Source organism: Rubrivivax gelatinosus, assembly GCF_004340905.1.
GTDB lineage: Bacteria > Pseudomonadota > Gammaproteobacteria > Burkholderiales > Burkholderiaceae_C > Rubrivivax > Rubrivivax gelatinosus.
Genome location: NZ_SLXD01000016.1, coordinates 47490 through 63978 on the forward strand (window position 1 = coordinate 47490; position 16489 = coordinate 63978).

Consider the following 16489-nt stretch of genomic DNA (forward strand, 5'->3'; position numbering starts at 1 on the left):
TCGCGTGTTCCGCCCCGAGGAGCGTTGCGATGGCGTCGGCCACCAGGCTCGGGGCGAGCCGCGGCGCCCGCCGCGGCCCGAGGCAACGGCGCTCGTCCCATTCCCCCTGGAGTGAAGCGATGACCGTTGCCCTGCCCGCGATGCGCCTGTCGGGCCTCGAACCCGTCTCGATCGGCGAAGGAACGCTGTTCGTCAACATCGGCGAGCGCACCAACGTCACCGGCTCGCGCGCCTTCGCGCGCATGATCCTCGAGGGCCGCTTCGAGGACGCGCTGTCGGTCGCGCGCCAGCAGGTCGAGAACGGCGCCCAGGTCATCGACGTCAACATGGACGAGGCGATGCTCGACTCGGCCGCGGCGATGGACCGGTTCCTGAAGCTGCTGGCCACCGAGCCCGAGATCGCGCGCGTGCCGGTGATGGTCGACAGCTCCAAGTGGAGCGTCATCGAGACCGGGCTGAAGTGCCTGCAGGGCAAGGGCATCGTCAATTCGATCTCGCTGAAGGAAGGCGAGGCCGAGTTCAGGCGCCAGGCACGGCTGGTGCGCCGCTACGGCGCCGCCGCCGTCGTCATGGCCTTCGACGAGCAGGGCCAGGCCGACACCTACCGGCGCAAGACCGAGATCTGCGCGCGCGCCTACCGCATCCTCGTCGACGAGGTCGGCTTCCCGCCCGAGGACATCGTCTTCGACCCGAACGTCTTCGCGATCGCCACCGGCATCGAGGAGCACGCCAACTACGCCGTCGACTTCATCGAGGCGACGCGCTGGATCAAGCAGAACCTGCCCGGCGCCAAGGTCTCGGGCGGCATCAGCAACGTCTCGTTCAGCTTCCGCGGCAACGACCCGGTGCGCGAGGCGATCCACACCGTCTTCCTGTACCACGCGATCCAGGCTGGCCTGGACATGGGCATCGTCAACGCCGGCATGGTCGGCGTCTACGACGACCTGGACGCCGAGCTGCGCGAGCGTGTCGAGGACGTGGTGCTGAACCGCCGCGCCGACGCCGCCGAGCGCCTGATCGAGATCGCCGAACGCGCCAAGGGCGCGGCGCGCGACGACTCGGCGCGCCTGGCCTGGCGCGCCGGCACGGTGGAGGAGCGCCTGGCGCACGCGCTGGTGCACGGCATCACCGAGTTCATCGCCGCCGACACCGAAGAAGCCTGGCAGACGGTGCGCGCCGGCGGCGGGCGCCCGCTGCACGTCATCGAAGGCCCGCTGATGGCCGGCATGAACACCGTCGGCGACCTCTTCGGCCAGGGCAAGATGTTCCTGCCGCAGGTGGTCAAGAGCGCGCGCGTGATGAAGCAGGCGGTGGCCCAGCTGCTGCCCTACATCGAGGCCGAGAAGCAGGCGCTGCAGGACGCCGGCGGCGACGTCAAACCCAAGGGCAAGGTGATCATCGCCACCGTCAAGGGCGACGTGCACGACATCGGCAAGAACATCGTCACCGTCGTGCTGCAGTGCAACAACTTCGAGGTCGTCAACATGGGCGTCATGGTCCCGTGCCAGGACATCCTCGAGAAGGCGCGCATCGAGGGCGCCGACATCGTCGGCCTGTCGGGGCTGATCACGCCCAGCCTGGAGGAGATGCAGCACGTCGCCGCCGAGATGCAGCGCGACGCCTGGTTCCGCGAACGCGGCACGCCGCTCTTGATCGGCGGCGCCACCTGCAGCCGCGTGCACACCGCGGTGAAGATCGCGCCGCACTACGACGGCCCGGTGATCTACGTGCCCGATGCCTCCCGCAGCGTGGGCGTCTGCTCGGACCTGCTGTCCGACGAGCGCCAGGCGGCCTACCTGGCCGAGGTGCGTACCGACTACGAACACGTGCGCCGGCTGCACGCCAGCAAGAAGGCGACGCCGCTGGTAACGCTGGCCACCGCGCGTGCCAACCGCGCCCGCCCCGACTGGGCGGCCTACGAACCGCCGGCGCCGCGGGCGCCGGGCCGGCGCCTGTTCCGCCACTACGACCTGGCCGACCTGGCGCGTGTCATCGACTGGGGGCCGTTCTTCCAGACCTGGGACCTGGCCGGCCCCTACCCGGCGATCCTCGACGACGAGATCGTCGGCGAGGCCGCACGCCGGGTCTTCGCCGACGGCCAGCGCATGCTCGAGCGGCTGATCGAAGGCCGCTGGCTGCAGGCCAACGGCGTCGTCGCGCTGCTGCCGGCCAACACCGTGGACGAGGACACGATCGAGGTCTACACCGACGACAGCCGCAGCCAGGTCGCGATGCGCTGGACGCCGCTGCGCCAGCAGGGCGAGCGCCCGGTGATCGACGGCGTGCCGCGGCCCAACCGCAGCCTGGCCGACTTCGTCGCGCCGCGCGGGGTCAAGCCCGACTGGATCGGGATGTTCGCCGTCACCGCCGGCCTGGGTTGCGAGGAACGTGCGCAGCGTTTTGCCGAGGCCCACGACGACTACTCGGCGATCATGGTCAAGGCCCTGGCCGACCGCCTGGCCGAAGCCTTTGCCGAACGCCTGCACCAGCGTGTGCGCACCGAACTCTGGGGCTACGCCGCCGACGAGGCGCTGGCCGTCGACGAGCTGATCGCCGAGCGCTACCGCGGCATCCGCCCGGCGCCGGGCTACCCGGCCTGTCCGGACCATGGCCCCAAGCGCGCGATGTTCGAGCTCTTGAAGGCCACGGAGATCGGCATGGGCCTGACCGAGAACCTGGCGATGACGCCGGCGGCCAGCGTCAGCGGCTTCTATCTGGCGCACCCGGAGGCCTGCTACTTCAACGTCGGCCCGGTCGGCGACGACCAGGTGGCGGACTTCGCCTCCCGCGAGGGCATCAGCCGGGAAGACGCCGAGCGCCGGCTGGCGACGCAGCGCCGCTGAGGCCTCAGCCCGCGGCGTCGAGCCCGCGCTGCAGCTGCAGCGCCTCGGCCATCGCGGTGACACCGATCGTCGGGGCGGCGCCCAGGTCGGCGATCGTGCGCGCGACGCGCAGCGTGCGGTGCAATCGCCGGCCCGACCAGCCGAGCTTCTCGGCCGCCGTCTGCAGCAGGCGCCGCGCGGCGGCATCGGCAATGCAGCAGGTGTCGGTGCGTGCGGCGCCGAGCACGCCGTTGGGCTCGCCCTGGCGTTCGATCTGGCGCCTCCGCGCCGCGGCGACACGCGCGGCGACGAGCGCGGAACTTTCGCCGTCGGGCGCGGCCAGCAGCTCCGCCGGGCGCACCGCCGGCACCTCGATCTGCAGGTCGATGCGGTCCAGCAGCGGCCCCGACAGCCGGCTGCGGTAACGCGCCACCTGGTCGGCACCGCAGCGGCAGGCGCGGCCGGTGGCGGCGAAGGCGCCGAGCCAGCCGCAGGGGCAGGGGTTCATCGCCGCGACGAGCTGGAACCGCGCCGGGAACTGCGCCTGGCGCGCGGCACGCGAGATCGTCACCCGGCCGGTCTCCAGCGGTTCACGCAGCGCCTCCAGCGCGGCGCGGGCGAACTCGGGCAGTTCGTCCAGGAACAGCACGCCTCCGTGCGCCAGCGAGATCTCGCCCGGCCGTGGTGGCGAGCCGCCGCCGACCAGAGCCACCGCGCTGGCGCTGTGGTGCGGCGCGCGCACCGGGCGGCGGCCGAAACCGGCGCCGTCCAGCGCCTGCGGCGCCAGGCCTTGCAGCGCGGCGGCCACGAGCGCGTCGTCGTCGTCCATCGGCGGCAGCAGCCCCGGCAGGCGCGCCGCGAGCATCGACTTGCCGGTGCCGGGAGGGCCGACGAAGAGCAGCGAATGCTGCCCCGCCGCGGCGATCTCCAGCGCCCGCTTGGCGGCGGCCTGGCCGCGCACCTCGCGCAGGTCGGGCACCGGCTCGTCGGGGCCGGCCGGCGGCGCCCGCGCGGGTGCCAGCGGCTCGGCGGCCTCGCCGGGCAGCAGCGCCTGCACGACCTCGAGCAGCGTCGCCGCGCCGCGCACGTCCAGCCCGGCCACACGCGCGGCCGTGCCGGCGCTGGCCGCCGGCAGCACCAGCGTGCGCCCACCGCCTTCGCGCCGCGCGGCCAGCGCCAGCGCCAGCGCGCCGCGCACCGGGCGCAGTTCGCCGGCCAGCGAGAGTTCACCGGCGAACTCGTTGGCCGCCAGCCGTGCGGCGTCGAGCACGCCGTCGGCGGCCAGGATGCCGAGTGCGATCGGCAGGTCGAAGCGGCCCGACTCCTTGGGCAGGTCGGCCGGCGCCAGGTTGACCGTGATGCGCTTGTTGTGCGGGAACTGGAAGCCGCTGTGCTGCAAGGCCGCGCGCACGCGCTCGCGCGACTCCTTGACTTCGGTATCCGCGAGGCCGACGAGCGTGAAACAAGGCAGCCCGTTGGCGAGCTGCACCTCGACGTGCACCGCCGGCGCGTCCAGCCCGTCGAGCGCTCGGCTCGCCACCACCGCCAAGCTCATCTGCCGCCTCCCCGCGGCGATTGTCCGGGCCGCGGACGGCGCGCACGCGGCGGCGGCCTCGCACCAAGGGAGTGCACCAAAAGAGGGATGCACGGCGCCGTGCATCGCATGGAAGCCGGCCGCAGCCCGGTTCACCCCGGCTGTAACCGTTTGTGGTCACTGGCATGGAAGCTGCAGTAGGCGCCTTGGCACTCGCACCTCCGCACTCCAGCCCCTCATGAAGAGACTGATCCCGGCCGGCCCCGACACCGCAGCGACTCCCGCGGTGCAGGCGACGGACCGCGCGCATCCGGTGCCGAAGCACACCCCCGTCGCCACGGCCGGCCACGTCCGCACGGCGCGCTCCGGCGCGGCGTCGGCGGGCGGGCACACGCAACCCTAGAGGACCAGAGGACCGACCATGAAGATGGTGACCGCGATCGTCAAACCGTTCAAGCTCGATGAAGTGCGCGAGGCCCTCAGCGGCATCGGCGTTCAGGGCATCACCGTGACCGAGGTGAAAGGCTTCGGGCGCCAGAAGGGCCACACCGAGCTCTACCGCGGCGCGGAGTACGTCGTCGACTTCCTGCCCAAGGTGAAGATCGAAGCCGCCGTCGACGAAGCCATCGTCGACCGCGTCATCGAGGCGATCGAAGGCGCTGCCCGCACCGGCAAGATCGGCGACGGCAAGATCTTCGTCAGCTCGCTCGAGCAGGTGGTTCGCATCCGGACCGGCGAAACCGGCACCGACGCCCTCTGAAGGCGCGACCCGAGACCAACCCGAGATACCACCCCATCATGAAGAAACTGCTCTCGATCCTGGCCGTAGGGCTCGCGCTCCTGGGCTCGGTGGACCTGGCGCTGGCCCAGGACGCCGCCTCGGCCGCTGCCGCCGCCTCCGACGCCGTCGCCGCCGCACCCGCCGAAGCCGCTTCCGCGGTGGCCGAGGCCGCCGCCGAAGCCGCCCCGGCCGTCGCCGCCCCGGTGCCCAACAAGGGCGACGTCTGCTGGATGCTCGTCTCGACGCTGCTGGTGATCATGATGTCGATCCCCGGCCTGGCCCTCTTCTACGGCGGCCTGGTGCGCAGCAAGAACATGCTGTCGGTGCTGATGCAGGTGTTCGTCACCTTCTCGCTGATCACCGTGCTGTGGGTCGTCTACGGCTACAGCCTGGCGTTCTCCGAGGGCAACGCCTTCATCGGCGGCTTCGACCGGCTGTTCCTGAAGGGCATCTTCGACCCCGCGACCGGCGCGTTCGCGATGGGTGCGACCTTCAGCAAGGGCGTCGTGATCCCCGAGATCGTGTTCGTCGCCTTCCAGGCCACGTTCGCGGCCATCACCTGCGGCCTGATCGTCGGCGCCTTCGCCGAACGCGTGAAGTTCTCCGCCGTGCTGCTGTTCATGGTGCTGTGGTTCACCTTCAGCTACACGCCGATCGCCCACATGGTCTGGTACTGGATGGGCCCGGACGCCTACACCGGCCCTGAAGTCGTCGACGCGATGAACGCCAAGGCCGGCCTGCTGTGGCAGTGGGGCGCGCTGGACTTCGCCGGCGGCACCGTGGTGCACATCAACGCCGCCGTCGCCGGCCTGGTCGGCGCCTACATGATCGGCAAGCGCATCGGCTACGGCAAGGAAGCCATGGCCCCGCACAACCTGACGATGACCATGGTCGGCGCCTCGCTGCTGTGGGTCGGCTGGTTCGGCTTCAACGCCGGCTCGGCGCTGGAAGCGGGCAACAGCGCCGCGCTGGCCTTCCTGAACACCTTCTCCGCCACCGCCGCCGCGGTGCTGGCCTGGTGCATCGGCGAGGCGCTGATGAAGGGCAAGGCCTCGATGCTGGGTGCCGCCTCGGGTGCCGTCGCCGGCCTCGTGGCGATCACGCCGGCCGCGGGCAACGTCGGCATCATCGGCGGCCTGGTCATCGGCTTCATCGCCGGCTTCGCCTGCCTGTGGGGTGTCAACGGCCTGAAGAAGCTGCTCGGCGCGGACGACTCGCTGGACGTGTTCGGCGTGCACGGCGTCGGCGGCATCGTCGGCGCGCTGCTCACCGGCGTGTTCAACAACCAGGCGCTCGGCGGCCCGGGCCTGGTGACCGACTGGGTCACCGCCACGGTCGGCTCCAACGACATCCTGGCGCAGGTGCTGATCCAGGCCAAGGCGGTCGGCGTGACCATCGTCTGGTCGGCCGTCGTCGCCGCGGTCTCCTACAAGATCGTCGACCTGACGATCGGCCTGCGGGTGCCGGAAGAAGAGGAACGCGAAGGTCTGGACATCACCTCGCACGGCGAGACGGCGTACAACAAGTAAGCCGACTTGCACGACACCAGGGCCGCCTTCGGGCGGCCCTTTTTCTTGTCGGCGACGACTGCGCGGCGGATGAAGGCGGTGCTTGCGCTTCGCCGCGCCGCCCCCGCGTGCCAGAATTTCCGCCCAACCTCCCCCGCCTGGCCATGGTCCCCAATCTCGTCACCGCCCTCACCGGCCCGATCAACGAGCTCGAGGCGCGCGTCCTGGAGTCGATGCCGGCGATCGAACGCTGGTTCCGGCTCGAATGGATGGAGCACACGCCTCCGTTCTACACCTCGGTGGACCTGCGCAACGCCGGCTTCAAGCTCGCGCCGGTCGACACCAACCTCTTCCCCGGCAGCTTCAACCACCTGACGCCGCAGATGCTGCCGCTGGCGGTGCAGGCGGCGATGGCGGCGATCGAGAAGATCTGCCCCGAAGCCAAGAACCTGCTGCTGATCCCCGAGCGCCACACGCGCAGCCCCGAGTACCTCGCCAACCTGCAGTGCCTGATCCAGGTCTTCAACCAGGCCGGCCTGAACGTGCGCCTGGGCTCGCTGGACGAGGAGCTGAAGGCGCCGGTGCCGCTGGCGCTGCCCGACGGCGGCGAGCTGCTGCTCGAGCCGCTGCTGCGCGCCCGGGGCCGCCTGGGGCTCAAGGACTTCGATCCCTGCACGATCCTGCTGAACAACGACCTGTCGGCGGGCACGCCGGCGATCCTCGAAGACCTGCACCAGCAGTACCTGCTGCCGCCGCTGCACGCCGGCTGGGGCGTGCGGCGCAAGAGCCGGCACTTCCGCAGCTACGAGGAAGTCGCCAAGAAGTTCGCCAAGCTGCTGGGCATGGACCCCTGGCTGATCAACCCGATGTTCGGCCAGTGCGGCCAGGTCGACTTCGGCGAGGCCACCGGCCTGGAGTGCGTGCAGTCGGCCGCCGACCAGCTGCTGGCCAAGGTGCGCCGCAAGTACAAGGAATACGGCATCACCGAGAAGCCCTTCGTCGTCGTGAAGGCCGACAACGGCACCTACGGCATGGGCGTGATGACGGTGCGCGACGCCAAGGAGCTCGACGAGCTGAGCCGGCGCACGCGCGAGCGCATGAGCGTCGCCAAGGACGGCCAGCCCATCGGCGAGGTCATCATCCAGGAAGGCGTGCCGACGCACGAACGCGTGGCCGACGCCGCCGCCGAGCCGGTGGTCTGCATGATCGACCGCTACGTCGTCGGCGGCTTCTACCGCGTGCACGGCGAACGCGGCATCGACGAGAACCTCAACGCGCCGGGCTCGGACGTCGTGCCGCTGGCCTTCGCCGAGTCCAACCAGCTGCCGCGGCCGGGCGCCAAGCCGGGCGCCAGCGCGCCCAACCGCTTCTACATGTACGGCGTCATCGGCCGCCTGGCGATGCTGGCCGCGTCCTACGAGCTCGAAGCCACCGATCCCGACGCCGAGATCTACGAGTAGCCGAGCCCGGCCCTGCGGCGTGCGCGCGCACGCCGCGCCGGCATTCGATACGATCGCGCCGCACTGCGCGGCCGCGACGGCCGTCGTCTCGTGACCCCGCACCCGCCCACACCCCGCACGCCCGCCGCCCTCGCCACGCTCACGCTCGGCGCGCTGGGTGTCGTCTACGGCGACATCGGCACCAGCCCGCTGTACGCGCTGAAGGAGGTGTTCCACGCCGGGCACGTGCCGATGTCGCGCGAGAACATCCTCGGCGTGCTGTCGCTGATCTTCTGGACGATGACGATCATCGTCTCGCTGAAATACGTGCTGCTGATCCTGCGCGCCGACAACCGCGGCGAAGGCGGCCTGATCGCGATGCTGGCGCTGGCGACGACGGCGGTGGCCGAGAAGCCCCGGCTGCGCAGCGTCCTGCTGGCGCTGGGCATGTTCGGCACCGCGATCTTCTACGGCGACGGCGTCATCACGCCGGCGGTCTCGGTGCTGTCGGCCGTCGAGGGGCTGGAGGTCGCCGCGCCCCAGCTCGAACACTGGGTGGTGCCGATCACGCTGATCGTGCTGACCGGCCTGTTCACGGTGCAGCGGTTCGGCACCGGCGGCATCGGCCGCGCCTTCGGGCCGGTGACGATGGTCTGGTTCGCGGTGCTCATCCTGCTGGGCGCGCCGCAGATCGCCGAGCACCCGACGGTGCTGGTGGCGATGCTGCCGAGCTACGCGCTGCACTTCATCGTCGACCAGCCGCTGATCGCCTTCATCGCGCTGGGCTCGGTGGTGCTGGTGGTCACCGGCGGCGAGGCGCTCTACGCCGACCTGGGCCACTTCGGCAAGCTGCCGATCCGCATCGCCTGGTACGGGCTGGTGGCACCGGCGCTGGTGATCAACTACTTCGGCCAGGGCGCGCTGCTGCTGGAAGACCCGACGGCCGTCGAGAACCCCTTCTTCCTGCTCGCGCCCGGCTGGGCGCGGCTGCCGCTGGTGTTCCTGGCGACGGCGGCCACCGTCATCGCCTCGCAGGCGCTGATCACCGCGGCCTTCTCGGTCACCAAGCAGGCGATCCAGCTCGGCCTGCTGCCGCGGCTGCGCGTGGTGCACACCTCGGTGCGCGACACCGGCCAGATCTACGTGCCCTTCGTGAACTGGAGCCTGTACGCCTGCATCGTGCTGGCCGTCGGGCTGTTCGGCAGCTCGTCCAAGCTGGCCGCGGCCTACGGCATCACGGTGACGCTGGACATGACGATCACGACGATCATGACCTTCTTCGTGATCCGCTACGGCTGGAAGTACCCGCTGGCGCTGGCGCTCGGCGCCACCGGCTTCTTCCTCGCGATCGACATCAGCTTCTTCGCCTCCAACGTGCTCAAGCTGCTGGCCGGTGGCTGGTTCCCGCTGGTCATCGGCATCGCGATGTTCACGCTGATGCGCACCTGGGTCGACGGCCGGCGGCTGGTGGCCGAACGCCTGCGCGACGAGGCCATCGACCTGAGGAGTTTCCTCGAGGCGGTGTTCGTCAGCCCGCCGACGCGGGTGTCGGGCACTGCGGTCTTCCTGTCCGGAGAAGCCGGGCTGACGCCCAACGCGCTGATGCACAACCTGAAGCACAACAAGGTGCTGCACGAGTACAACGTCTTCGTCACCGTGCAGCACCACGAGGTGCCCTGGATCGGCTTCGACAAGCGGCTGGAAGTCGAGCCGCTGGGCCACCGCTGCTGGCAGGTGCGGCTGCACTTCGGCTTCATGAACGACCCCGACGTGCCCGAGGCGCTGAAGCTGCTGGAGGCCCGCGGCGTGCCGCTGGACGAGATGGAGACGAGCTACTTCCTGTCGCGCGACGCGGTGATCCCGACCTTCGGCGGGGGCATGGCGCTGTGGCGCGAAAAACTCTTCGCCAGCATGCACCGCAACGCAGCGGCGGCCGGCGACTTCCTGAACCTGCCCGCCAACCGCATCGTGGAGCTGGGGGCGAAAGTCGAGATATGACGGCCTGGCTCCCTCGCCCCCGCAGGGGGAGAGGGTTGGGGTGAGGGGCGGCGGCGGCACCCTCACCCCAGCCCTCTGCCGCAAGCGGGAGAGGGGGCAAGACGAATCCTGTATCGCCAACAGCGCCGCCATCTCCGTGCAACCGTCCCCAACACGCCACCGCCCGTCGCTGCGCGACCTGTCGCTGCCCGCCGTCGTCGCCGGCTTCGTTGCCGTGCTCGTGGGTTTCACGAGTTCGGTGGTCATCGTCTTCCAGGCGGCCGCGGCCTTCGGCGCCACGCCGGCGCAGACGGTGTCGTGGATGTGGGCGCTGGGCCTGGGCATGGGGCTCACCAGCGCCGGCTTGAGCCTCTGGTACCGCCAGCCGGTGCTCACCGCCTGGTCGACCCCCGGCGCGGCGCTGCTGGCCACCGCCGGCAGCGGTTTCTCGATGGGCGAGGCGGTCGGCGCCTTCGTGCTCTGCGCGCTGCTGATCACGGCCGCCGGCGCCAGCGGGCTGTTCGCGCGCGTGATGAACCGGCTGCCCCAGGCGCTGGCCGCGGCACTGCTGGCCGGCGTGCTGGCGCGTTTCGCCTTCGACGCCTTCGGCGCGATGCAGCACGAGTTCACGCTGGTCTTCGCGATGCTGCTGGCCTATCTCGCCGGGCGGCGCTGGTGGCCGCGTTACGCGGTGCCGGGCGTGCTCGCCGTCGGGGCCCTGATCGCCGCCGCACGCGGCCAGCTGCACCTGGGCGGCATCGAGTGGCAGTGGGCCCAGCCGGTGTTCACGATGCCCGAGTTCAGCCTGGCCGCGACGATCGGCCTGGCGCTGCCCCTCTTCATCGTCACGATGGCCTCGCAGAACCTGCCGGGTGTCGCCGCGCAGCGCGCCGCGGGTTACGACACGCCGGTGTCGCCGGTGGTCACGACGACCGGGCTGGCCTCGCTGCTGCTGGCGCCGTTCGGCGGCTACGCGCTGAACCTGGCGGCGATCACGGCCGCGATCTGCATGGGCCGCGAAGCGCACGAAGACCCGGCGCGGCGCTACTGGGCCTCGACGATGGCCGGCCTGTTCTACGTCGTCGTCGGGCTGCTCGGTGGCGCCGTCGTCGGGCTGATCGCCGCCTTCCCGAAGGAGCTGGTGCTGGCGCTGGCCGGCTTCGCGCTGCTGGGCACGATCGGCAGCGGCCTGGCGATCGCGACGAAGGACGAGAAGAGCCGCGAGGCGGCGCTGATCACCTTCCTCGTCACCGCCAGCGGCCTGAGCCTGTGGGGCGTGGGTGCCGCCTTCTGGGGCGTGGTCGCCGGCGCCCTGGCGCTGGCCGTGCAACACTGGCGCCCCACCCGTTAGGACCCCTGCGCATGGATCTGCTCTTCGTTGCCGACCCGCTGGAAGGCTTCAAGACCTACAAGGACAGCACCTTCGCGATGATGCGCGAGGCCGCGCGCCGCGGCCACGGCCTGCTGCACTGCGAAGCGCGTGCACTGCGCTGGCACAGCGGCGGCAGCGTCGTGGCGAGGACGCGCCGCATCGAGCTCAGCGGCGACGCGCACGACTGGTTCCGCGTCGTCGAGACCGCCGAGACGCGTGTCGCCGACACCGGCGCCGTGCTGATGCGCCAGGACCCGCCCTTCGACAGCGAGTACTTCTACGCCACGCACCTGCTCGGCCAGGCCGAACGCGAAGGCGCGCGAGTGTTCAACAAGCCGGCGGCGCTGCGCGATCACCCCGAGAAGCTGGCGATCATGGAGTTCCCGCAGTTCACGCCGCCGACGCTGGTGACACGCGACGCCGCCGCCGTGCGCGCCTTCCACGCCGAGCACCGCGACATCATCCTCAAGCCGCTGGACGGCATGGGCGGCATGGGCATCTTCCGCGTCGGTGCCGACGGCCTGAACCTGGGCAGCATCATCGAGACGCTGAACGCCGGCGGCACGCAGACGCTGATGGTCCAGCGCTACTTGCCCGAGATCGTGCACGGCGACAAACGCGTGCTGATCATCGGCGGCCGGCCGGTGCCTTACGTGCTGGCGCGCATCCCGCAGGGCAGCGAGATCCGCGGCAACCTGGCCGCCGGCGGCAAGGGCGTGGCCCAGCCGCTGGCGCCGCGCGACCGCGAGATCGCCGAGGCCCTGGGGCCGGTGCTGGCCGCCCGCGGGCTGCTGCTCGTCGGCCTGGACGTGATCGGCGAACGCATCACCGAGATCAACGTCACCAGCCCGACCTGCTTCCAGGAGATCCAGCAGCAGACCGGCTTCGACGTCGCCGCGATGTTCATCGACGCCCTCGAAGCCGCCCTGGCGGCTTAAGCGCGCACGAAGCGCAAGGCGCCGTTGGCGACACGGCGGCGCAGCGCCGTGACTTCCGGCGCCACCGCCTCGGGTTCGCCCTGCAGCGCACGCACGATCAGCGCGCCGAGGTCGGCCATGTGCCAGGGCGAAAAACCCAGGCGCACGATCTCCGGCACGCCCAGGCGCAGGCCGTTGGCGTCGCCGTCGATGGCCGCCACGCGCGCCGTCGGCAGGCCGATGCCGCAGGCCAGCAGGCGTGCCCGTTCCAGCCGGCGCGACGCCGCCTGGCCGCCGCCCCAGCGTGCGGCCTCGACAGCGAACTGGTGCGAGCTCGTCATGCCGCGTTCACGCGCGAACACCGGCAGCCCGGCCGCGGCCAGCGCTTCGGCCAGCGCCTTGGCGGTGGCCTGCATGGTCGCCGCGTACTCGCGGCCGTAGTCCTTCCAGTCGAGCAGGCCCAGCGCGAGCGCCGCGGTCTTGCCGGCGTCGAAGTTGGCCGTCAGCCCCGGATAGGCGATGGCGTCGATGCGTTCGAACAGCTCGGGCGCGTTGCCGACGACGAGGCCGCCGGGCGGGCCGCCCAGGCTCTTGTAGGTGCTCATCGTCATCACGTCGGCACCCTGGGCCAGCGGGTTCGGCCAGGCGCCGCCGGCGATCATGCCGGACAGGTGGGCGGCGTCGAACATCAGCGTCGCGCCGACCTCGTCGGCGATGCCCCGCACCGCCGCCACCGGGTGCACGAACAGGTTCAGGCTGCCGCCCAGCGTGATCAGCGCCGGCTTGAGCTCGTGCGCCAGCGTGCGCAGCGCGTCGACGTCGACGGTGTAGCCGTCGGCATGCACCGGCGCCGGCACCGTCTTCAGCCCGTAGAGCCCGGCGGCGCCGGCGGCGTGGTGCGTGACGTGGCCGCCGATCTCGGCCGGCGGCGCGATGATCGTGTCGCCCGGCTGGCAGGTGGCCATGAAGACGTAAAGGTTGGCCAGCGCGCCCGAGGCCACACGCACCTCGGCGAAGTGGGCGCCGAAGACCTCGGCGGCCAGCTCGGCGGCGACGACCTCGATGCGCTCGATCGCCTGCAGCCCCATCTCGACCTTGTCGCCCGGCCAGCCCAGCGAGGCACGCGGGCCCAGGCCGGCGGCCAGCAGCGCCTCGGCCTTGGGGTTCATCACGTTGGAGGCCGGGTTCAGGTTGATCCCGTCCTCGTCGTGGATGCGCCGGTTCTCCGCGACCAGGCGCGTGATCTCGGCGGCGGTGGCGTCGCTCGTGGCCGCCGCGGTGGACGCGGCGAGGGCTTGCACGAGGTTCTCACAGCGGGTGGGCACCCAGGCGCGGCGTTGCAGCATGCGGCCATCCTATGCCGGGGCGGGCGCGGGCGCTGCAGCCTGGCGGCGACAATCGCGCCATGGCTCTGATCACCCTCGCCGACGCCCACCTCGCGTACGGCCACGTGCCGCTGCTCGACGGCGCCGCCCTCGCACTCGAAGCCGGCGAACGCCTGGCGCTGATCGGGCGCAACGGCGCCGGCAAGTCCTCGCTGCTGAAGATCCTCGCCGGCCTGGAGAAGGCCGACGACGGCACGCTGCAGCTGCAGACCGGCGTGCGCCGCGTCTACGTCGCCCAGGAGCCGGTCTTCGAGGCCGGCAGCACGGTCTTCGACGCGGTCGCCGAAGGCGTGGCCGAGGCGCGTGCGCTGCGTGCGCGTTTCGAGGCCCACGCCGCCGGAGACGACCTGGACGCCTTGCAGTCGCGCCTCGAGGCGCTGGACGGCTGGACCTGGGAGCAGCGGGTCGACGAGGCGCTGCAGCGCCTGCAGCTCGCGCCCGAGTCCCGCGTCGACGCGCTGTCCGGCGGCATGAAGAAGCGGGTCGCGCTGGCACGCGCGCTGGTCGCCGCGCCCGACGTGCTGCTGCTCGACGAGCCGACCAACCACCTCGACATCGCCGCCATCGAGTGGCTGCAGGACCTGCTGACCGGCTGGCGCGGCTCGGCCGCCGGCGCGCGCGGCGCGATCGTCTTCGTCTCGCACGACCGCGCCTTCATCGACGCGGTGGCCACGCGCATCGTCGAGCTCGACCGCGGCCAGCTGCGCAGCTACCCGGGCAACTTCGCCGCCTTCGAGGCCGCCAAGCAGCGTGAACTCGAAGCCGAGGCGCTGGCCGCCGCGCGCGCCGACAAGCTGCTGGCCCAGGAAGAGGTCTGGGTGCGCAAGGGTGTCGAGGCGCGGCGCACACGCAGCGTCGGCCGCGTCGCGCGCCTGGTGAAGCTGCGCGAGCAGCGCCGCGCGCGCCGCGAGGTGCTGGGCCAGGTGCGGCTGGAGCTCGACGCCGGGCTGCCGCCGGGCAAGATCGTCGCCGAGCTGCAGGACGTGACGATGGGCTACGGCGAGCGCACGCTGATCGAGCGTTTCACCGCCACCATCCTGCGCGGCGACAAGGTCGGATTGATCGGCCCCAACGGCGTCGGCAAGACGACGCTGCTCAAACTCATCCTCGGCCAGCTCGAGCCGACCTCGGGCACGGTGCGCCGCGGCACCAACCTGCAGGTCGCCTACTTCGACCAGATGCGCGCCGGGCTGAAGCTGGACGCCACGCTGGCCGACACGATCAGCCCGGGCAGCGAGTGGGTCGAATTCGGCGGCACGCGCAAACACGTCAAGAGCTACCTCGGCGACTTCCTGTTCTCGCCCGAACGCGCCAACTCGCCGGTGCGCACGCTTTCGGGCGGCGAGCGCAACCGGCTGCTGCTGGCGCGGCTGTTCGCGCTGCCGGCCAACGTGCTGGTGCTCGACGAGCCGACCAACGACCTGGACATCGACACGCTGGACCTGCTGGAGGAGCTGCTGCAGGGCTACGCCGGCACCGTGTTCCTCGTCAGCCACGACCGGCGTTTCCTCGACGACGTGGTCACGAGCACGATCGCCTGGGAAGGCGACCCGGCCTGGGGCGGGCGTCCGGGGTTGTGGCGCGAGTACGAAGGCGGCTACGAGGACTGGAAGATCCAGCGCGCGCGCTCGCGTGCCGCCGCCGAGGCCGCGGCGCCGCCGCCGCCCGCCGCGCCGGCGGCCCCCGCGCCGCGCCCGGCCGCGGTGCGCACCAAGCTCAGCTACAAGGAACAGCGTGAACTGGAGGCGCTGCCGTCGCGCATCGAAGCGCTGGAAACCGAGCAGAAACAGATCGCCGAGCGCCTGGCCAGCAGCGAGCTCTACGTCAAGGAGCCGCAGGCCGTCGCCGGGCTGCAGGCGCGCCACGACGAGATCGAGACCGAGCTGATGCAGGCGCTGGAGCGCTGGGAGACGCTGGCCTCGTTCGGCGGCTGAGCGCGGCCGTCGCGCGGCGGCTCAGAACCAGCCGTCGGACGCCGCGGCCGGGTGCGAACGCGAGACGATCAGCCCGGCCTGCAGGTACAGCCCGTTGAGCAGCCGCATCGCGCGGCCGCGGTCGAAGCCCGGCCATTCGGTGATCTCGCGCAGCGAACTCGTCGAGCGGCGCAGCCGGTGCACGGCGGCGGCCAGCGTGCCGGCCATCTTCAGCGCCGACAGGTCGACGCCAGGCGCCAGCCGGTAGGCCGCGGGGCCGGCGATCTCGGGCAGAAGGTCTTCGCGTGCGCCACGCAGCGCCAGCTCCCACAGCAAGGGCCCCAGCGGTGCATGGCACTCGCGCTCGCCGACGCGCGCACGGTCCGGGTGGCCGGGCGGTCGCAGCAGCGCCGGCTCGACGTGCATCACGCGCAGCGCGGTCGGGTCGCCGGCCAGCAGTTCGGCCGGCGGCACCGGCGTGTGCACCAGACGTTGCGCCGGGAACACCGTCACCGGCACGACGCGCTGGCCGTCCTGCAGGTGCACCAGCAAGGCGCGGCCGTGGCGCACGCAGGCGGCCAGCACCTCCAGCACCTCCAGACCCTCGCCTTCGGCGCTGCGACCGTCGAAACGCATCAGGTCCTGCAGCAGCGAAGGATTCAGCCCGGACAGCCGGCTCGCGCCGGCATCGACATCGGGGCCGCGCGAGATCTCGTCGAGGTAACGCCGGAACGCACTGACGCTCAACAGGTCGGGCACCCCGGCCGGCAGCGTGGACTCGAACATACCGCTCATTCCCGCCTCACTCGGAAGCCGTGGGACCGATGGTACGGATGCAGGG

At 71.6% G+C, this 16489-nt stretch carries 11 protein-coding genes and 1 riboswitch; of the genes, 8 read left to right on the plus strand and 3 right to left on the minus strand.

Features of this window, described 5'->3' with window-relative positions; translation table 11 throughout:
* Nucleotides 1–10: 10 nt before the first annotated feature.
* Nucleotides 11–101: riboswitch (S-adenosyl-L-homocysteine riboswitch) on the plus strand.
* 18 nt (nt 102–119) lie between these two features.
* The gene (gene metH, locus EV684_RS21105; RefSeq protein ID WP_132649324.1) at nt 120–2843 is read left to right on the plus strand and encodes a methionine synthase; all 2724 of its coding nucleotides are present in this window, start codon (nt 120–122) and stop codon (nt 2841–2843) included.
* Between the two features lie 4 nt (nt 2844–2847).
* On the opposite strand, the gene EV684_RS21110 is transcribed toward metH, so the two are convergent.
* Entirely contained in the window at nt 2848–4377 is a 1530-nt protein-coding gene (locus tag EV684_RS21110) for a YifB family Mg chelatase-like AAA ATPase (RefSeq protein WP_132649325.1), read from the minus strand.
* 400 nt (nt 4378–4777) lie between these two features.
* On the opposite strand from EV684_RS21110, the gene EV684_RS21115 reads away from it, so the two are divergent.
* The 6 genes from EV684_RS21115 (at nt 4778) to gshB (ending at nt 12371) form a co-directional block, all read left to right on the plus strand.
* Nucleotides 4778–5116, plus strand: coding sequence for a P-II family nitrogen regulator (locus EV684_RS21115; RefSeq protein WP_014426485.1), 339 nt, complete (start codon nt 4778–4780; stop codon nt 5114–5116).
* 38 nt (nt 5117–5154) lie between these two features.
* On the plus strand, nt 5155–6666 hold the full coding sequence (locus EV684_RS21120; protein ID WP_132649326.1) for an ammonium transporter: 1512 nt from the start codon (nt 5155–5157) through the stop codon (nt 6664–6666).
* Between the two features lie 143 nt (nt 6667–6809).
* The gene (gene gshA, locus EV684_RS21125) at nt 6810–8105 is read left to right on the plus strand and encodes a glutamate--cysteine ligase (protein WP_132649327.1); all 1296 of its coding nucleotides are present in this window, start codon (nt 6810–6812) and stop codon (nt 8103–8105) included.
* Nucleotides 8106–8195: 90 nt separating this feature from the next.
* Entirely contained in the window at nt 8196–10082 is a 1887-nt protein-coding gene (locus EV684_RS21130) for a potassium transporter Kup (RefSeq protein ID WP_132649328.1), read from the plus strand.
* Nucleotides 10083–10218: 136 nt separating this feature from the next.
* Nucleotides 10219–11412 carry a benzoate/H(+) symporter BenE family transporter gene (locus EV684_RS21135; RefSeq protein ID WP_132649329.1) on the plus strand — a complete coding sequence of 398 codons (1194 nt, stop codon included), beginning with the start codon at nt 10219–10221 and terminating at the stop codon, nt 11410–11412.
* 11 nt (nt 11413–11423) lie between these two features.
* The gene (gene gshB, locus EV684_RS21140; protein ID WP_132649330.1) at nt 11424–12371 is read left to right on the plus strand and encodes a glutathione synthase; all 948 of its coding nucleotides are present in this window, start codon (nt 11424–11426) and stop codon (nt 12369–12371) included.
* Here the strand turns inward: gshB and EV684_RS21145 are convergent.
* Nucleotides 12368–13696: a serine hydroxymethyltransferase gene (locus EV684_RS21145; RefSeq protein WP_132649331.1), complete on the minus strand. Its 1329-nt coding sequence runs from the start codon at nt 13694–13696 to the stop codon at nt 12368–12370. The genes gshB and EV684_RS21145 overlap by 4 nt on opposite strands.
* 59 nt (nt 13697–13755) lie before the next feature.
* Between EV684_RS21145 and EV684_RS21150 the strand changes: the two genes are divergently transcribed.
* Nucleotides 13756–15669 carry an ATP-binding cassette domain-containing protein gene (locus EV684_RS21150; protein ID WP_132649332.1) on the plus strand — a complete coding sequence of 638 codons (1914 nt, stop codon included), beginning with the start codon at nt 13756–13758 and terminating at the stop codon, nt 15667–15669.
* 21 nt (nt 15670–15690) lie between these two features.
* Here the strand turns inward: EV684_RS21150 and EV684_RS21155 are convergent, their stop codons facing one another.
* Nucleotides 15691–16434 (minus strand): hypothetical protein, encoded by a 744-nt coding sequence (locus EV684_RS21155; protein WP_132649333.1) that lies wholly within the window; start codon nt 16432–16434, stop codon nt 15691–15693.
* Nucleotides 16435–16489 lie beyond the last annotated feature (55 nt).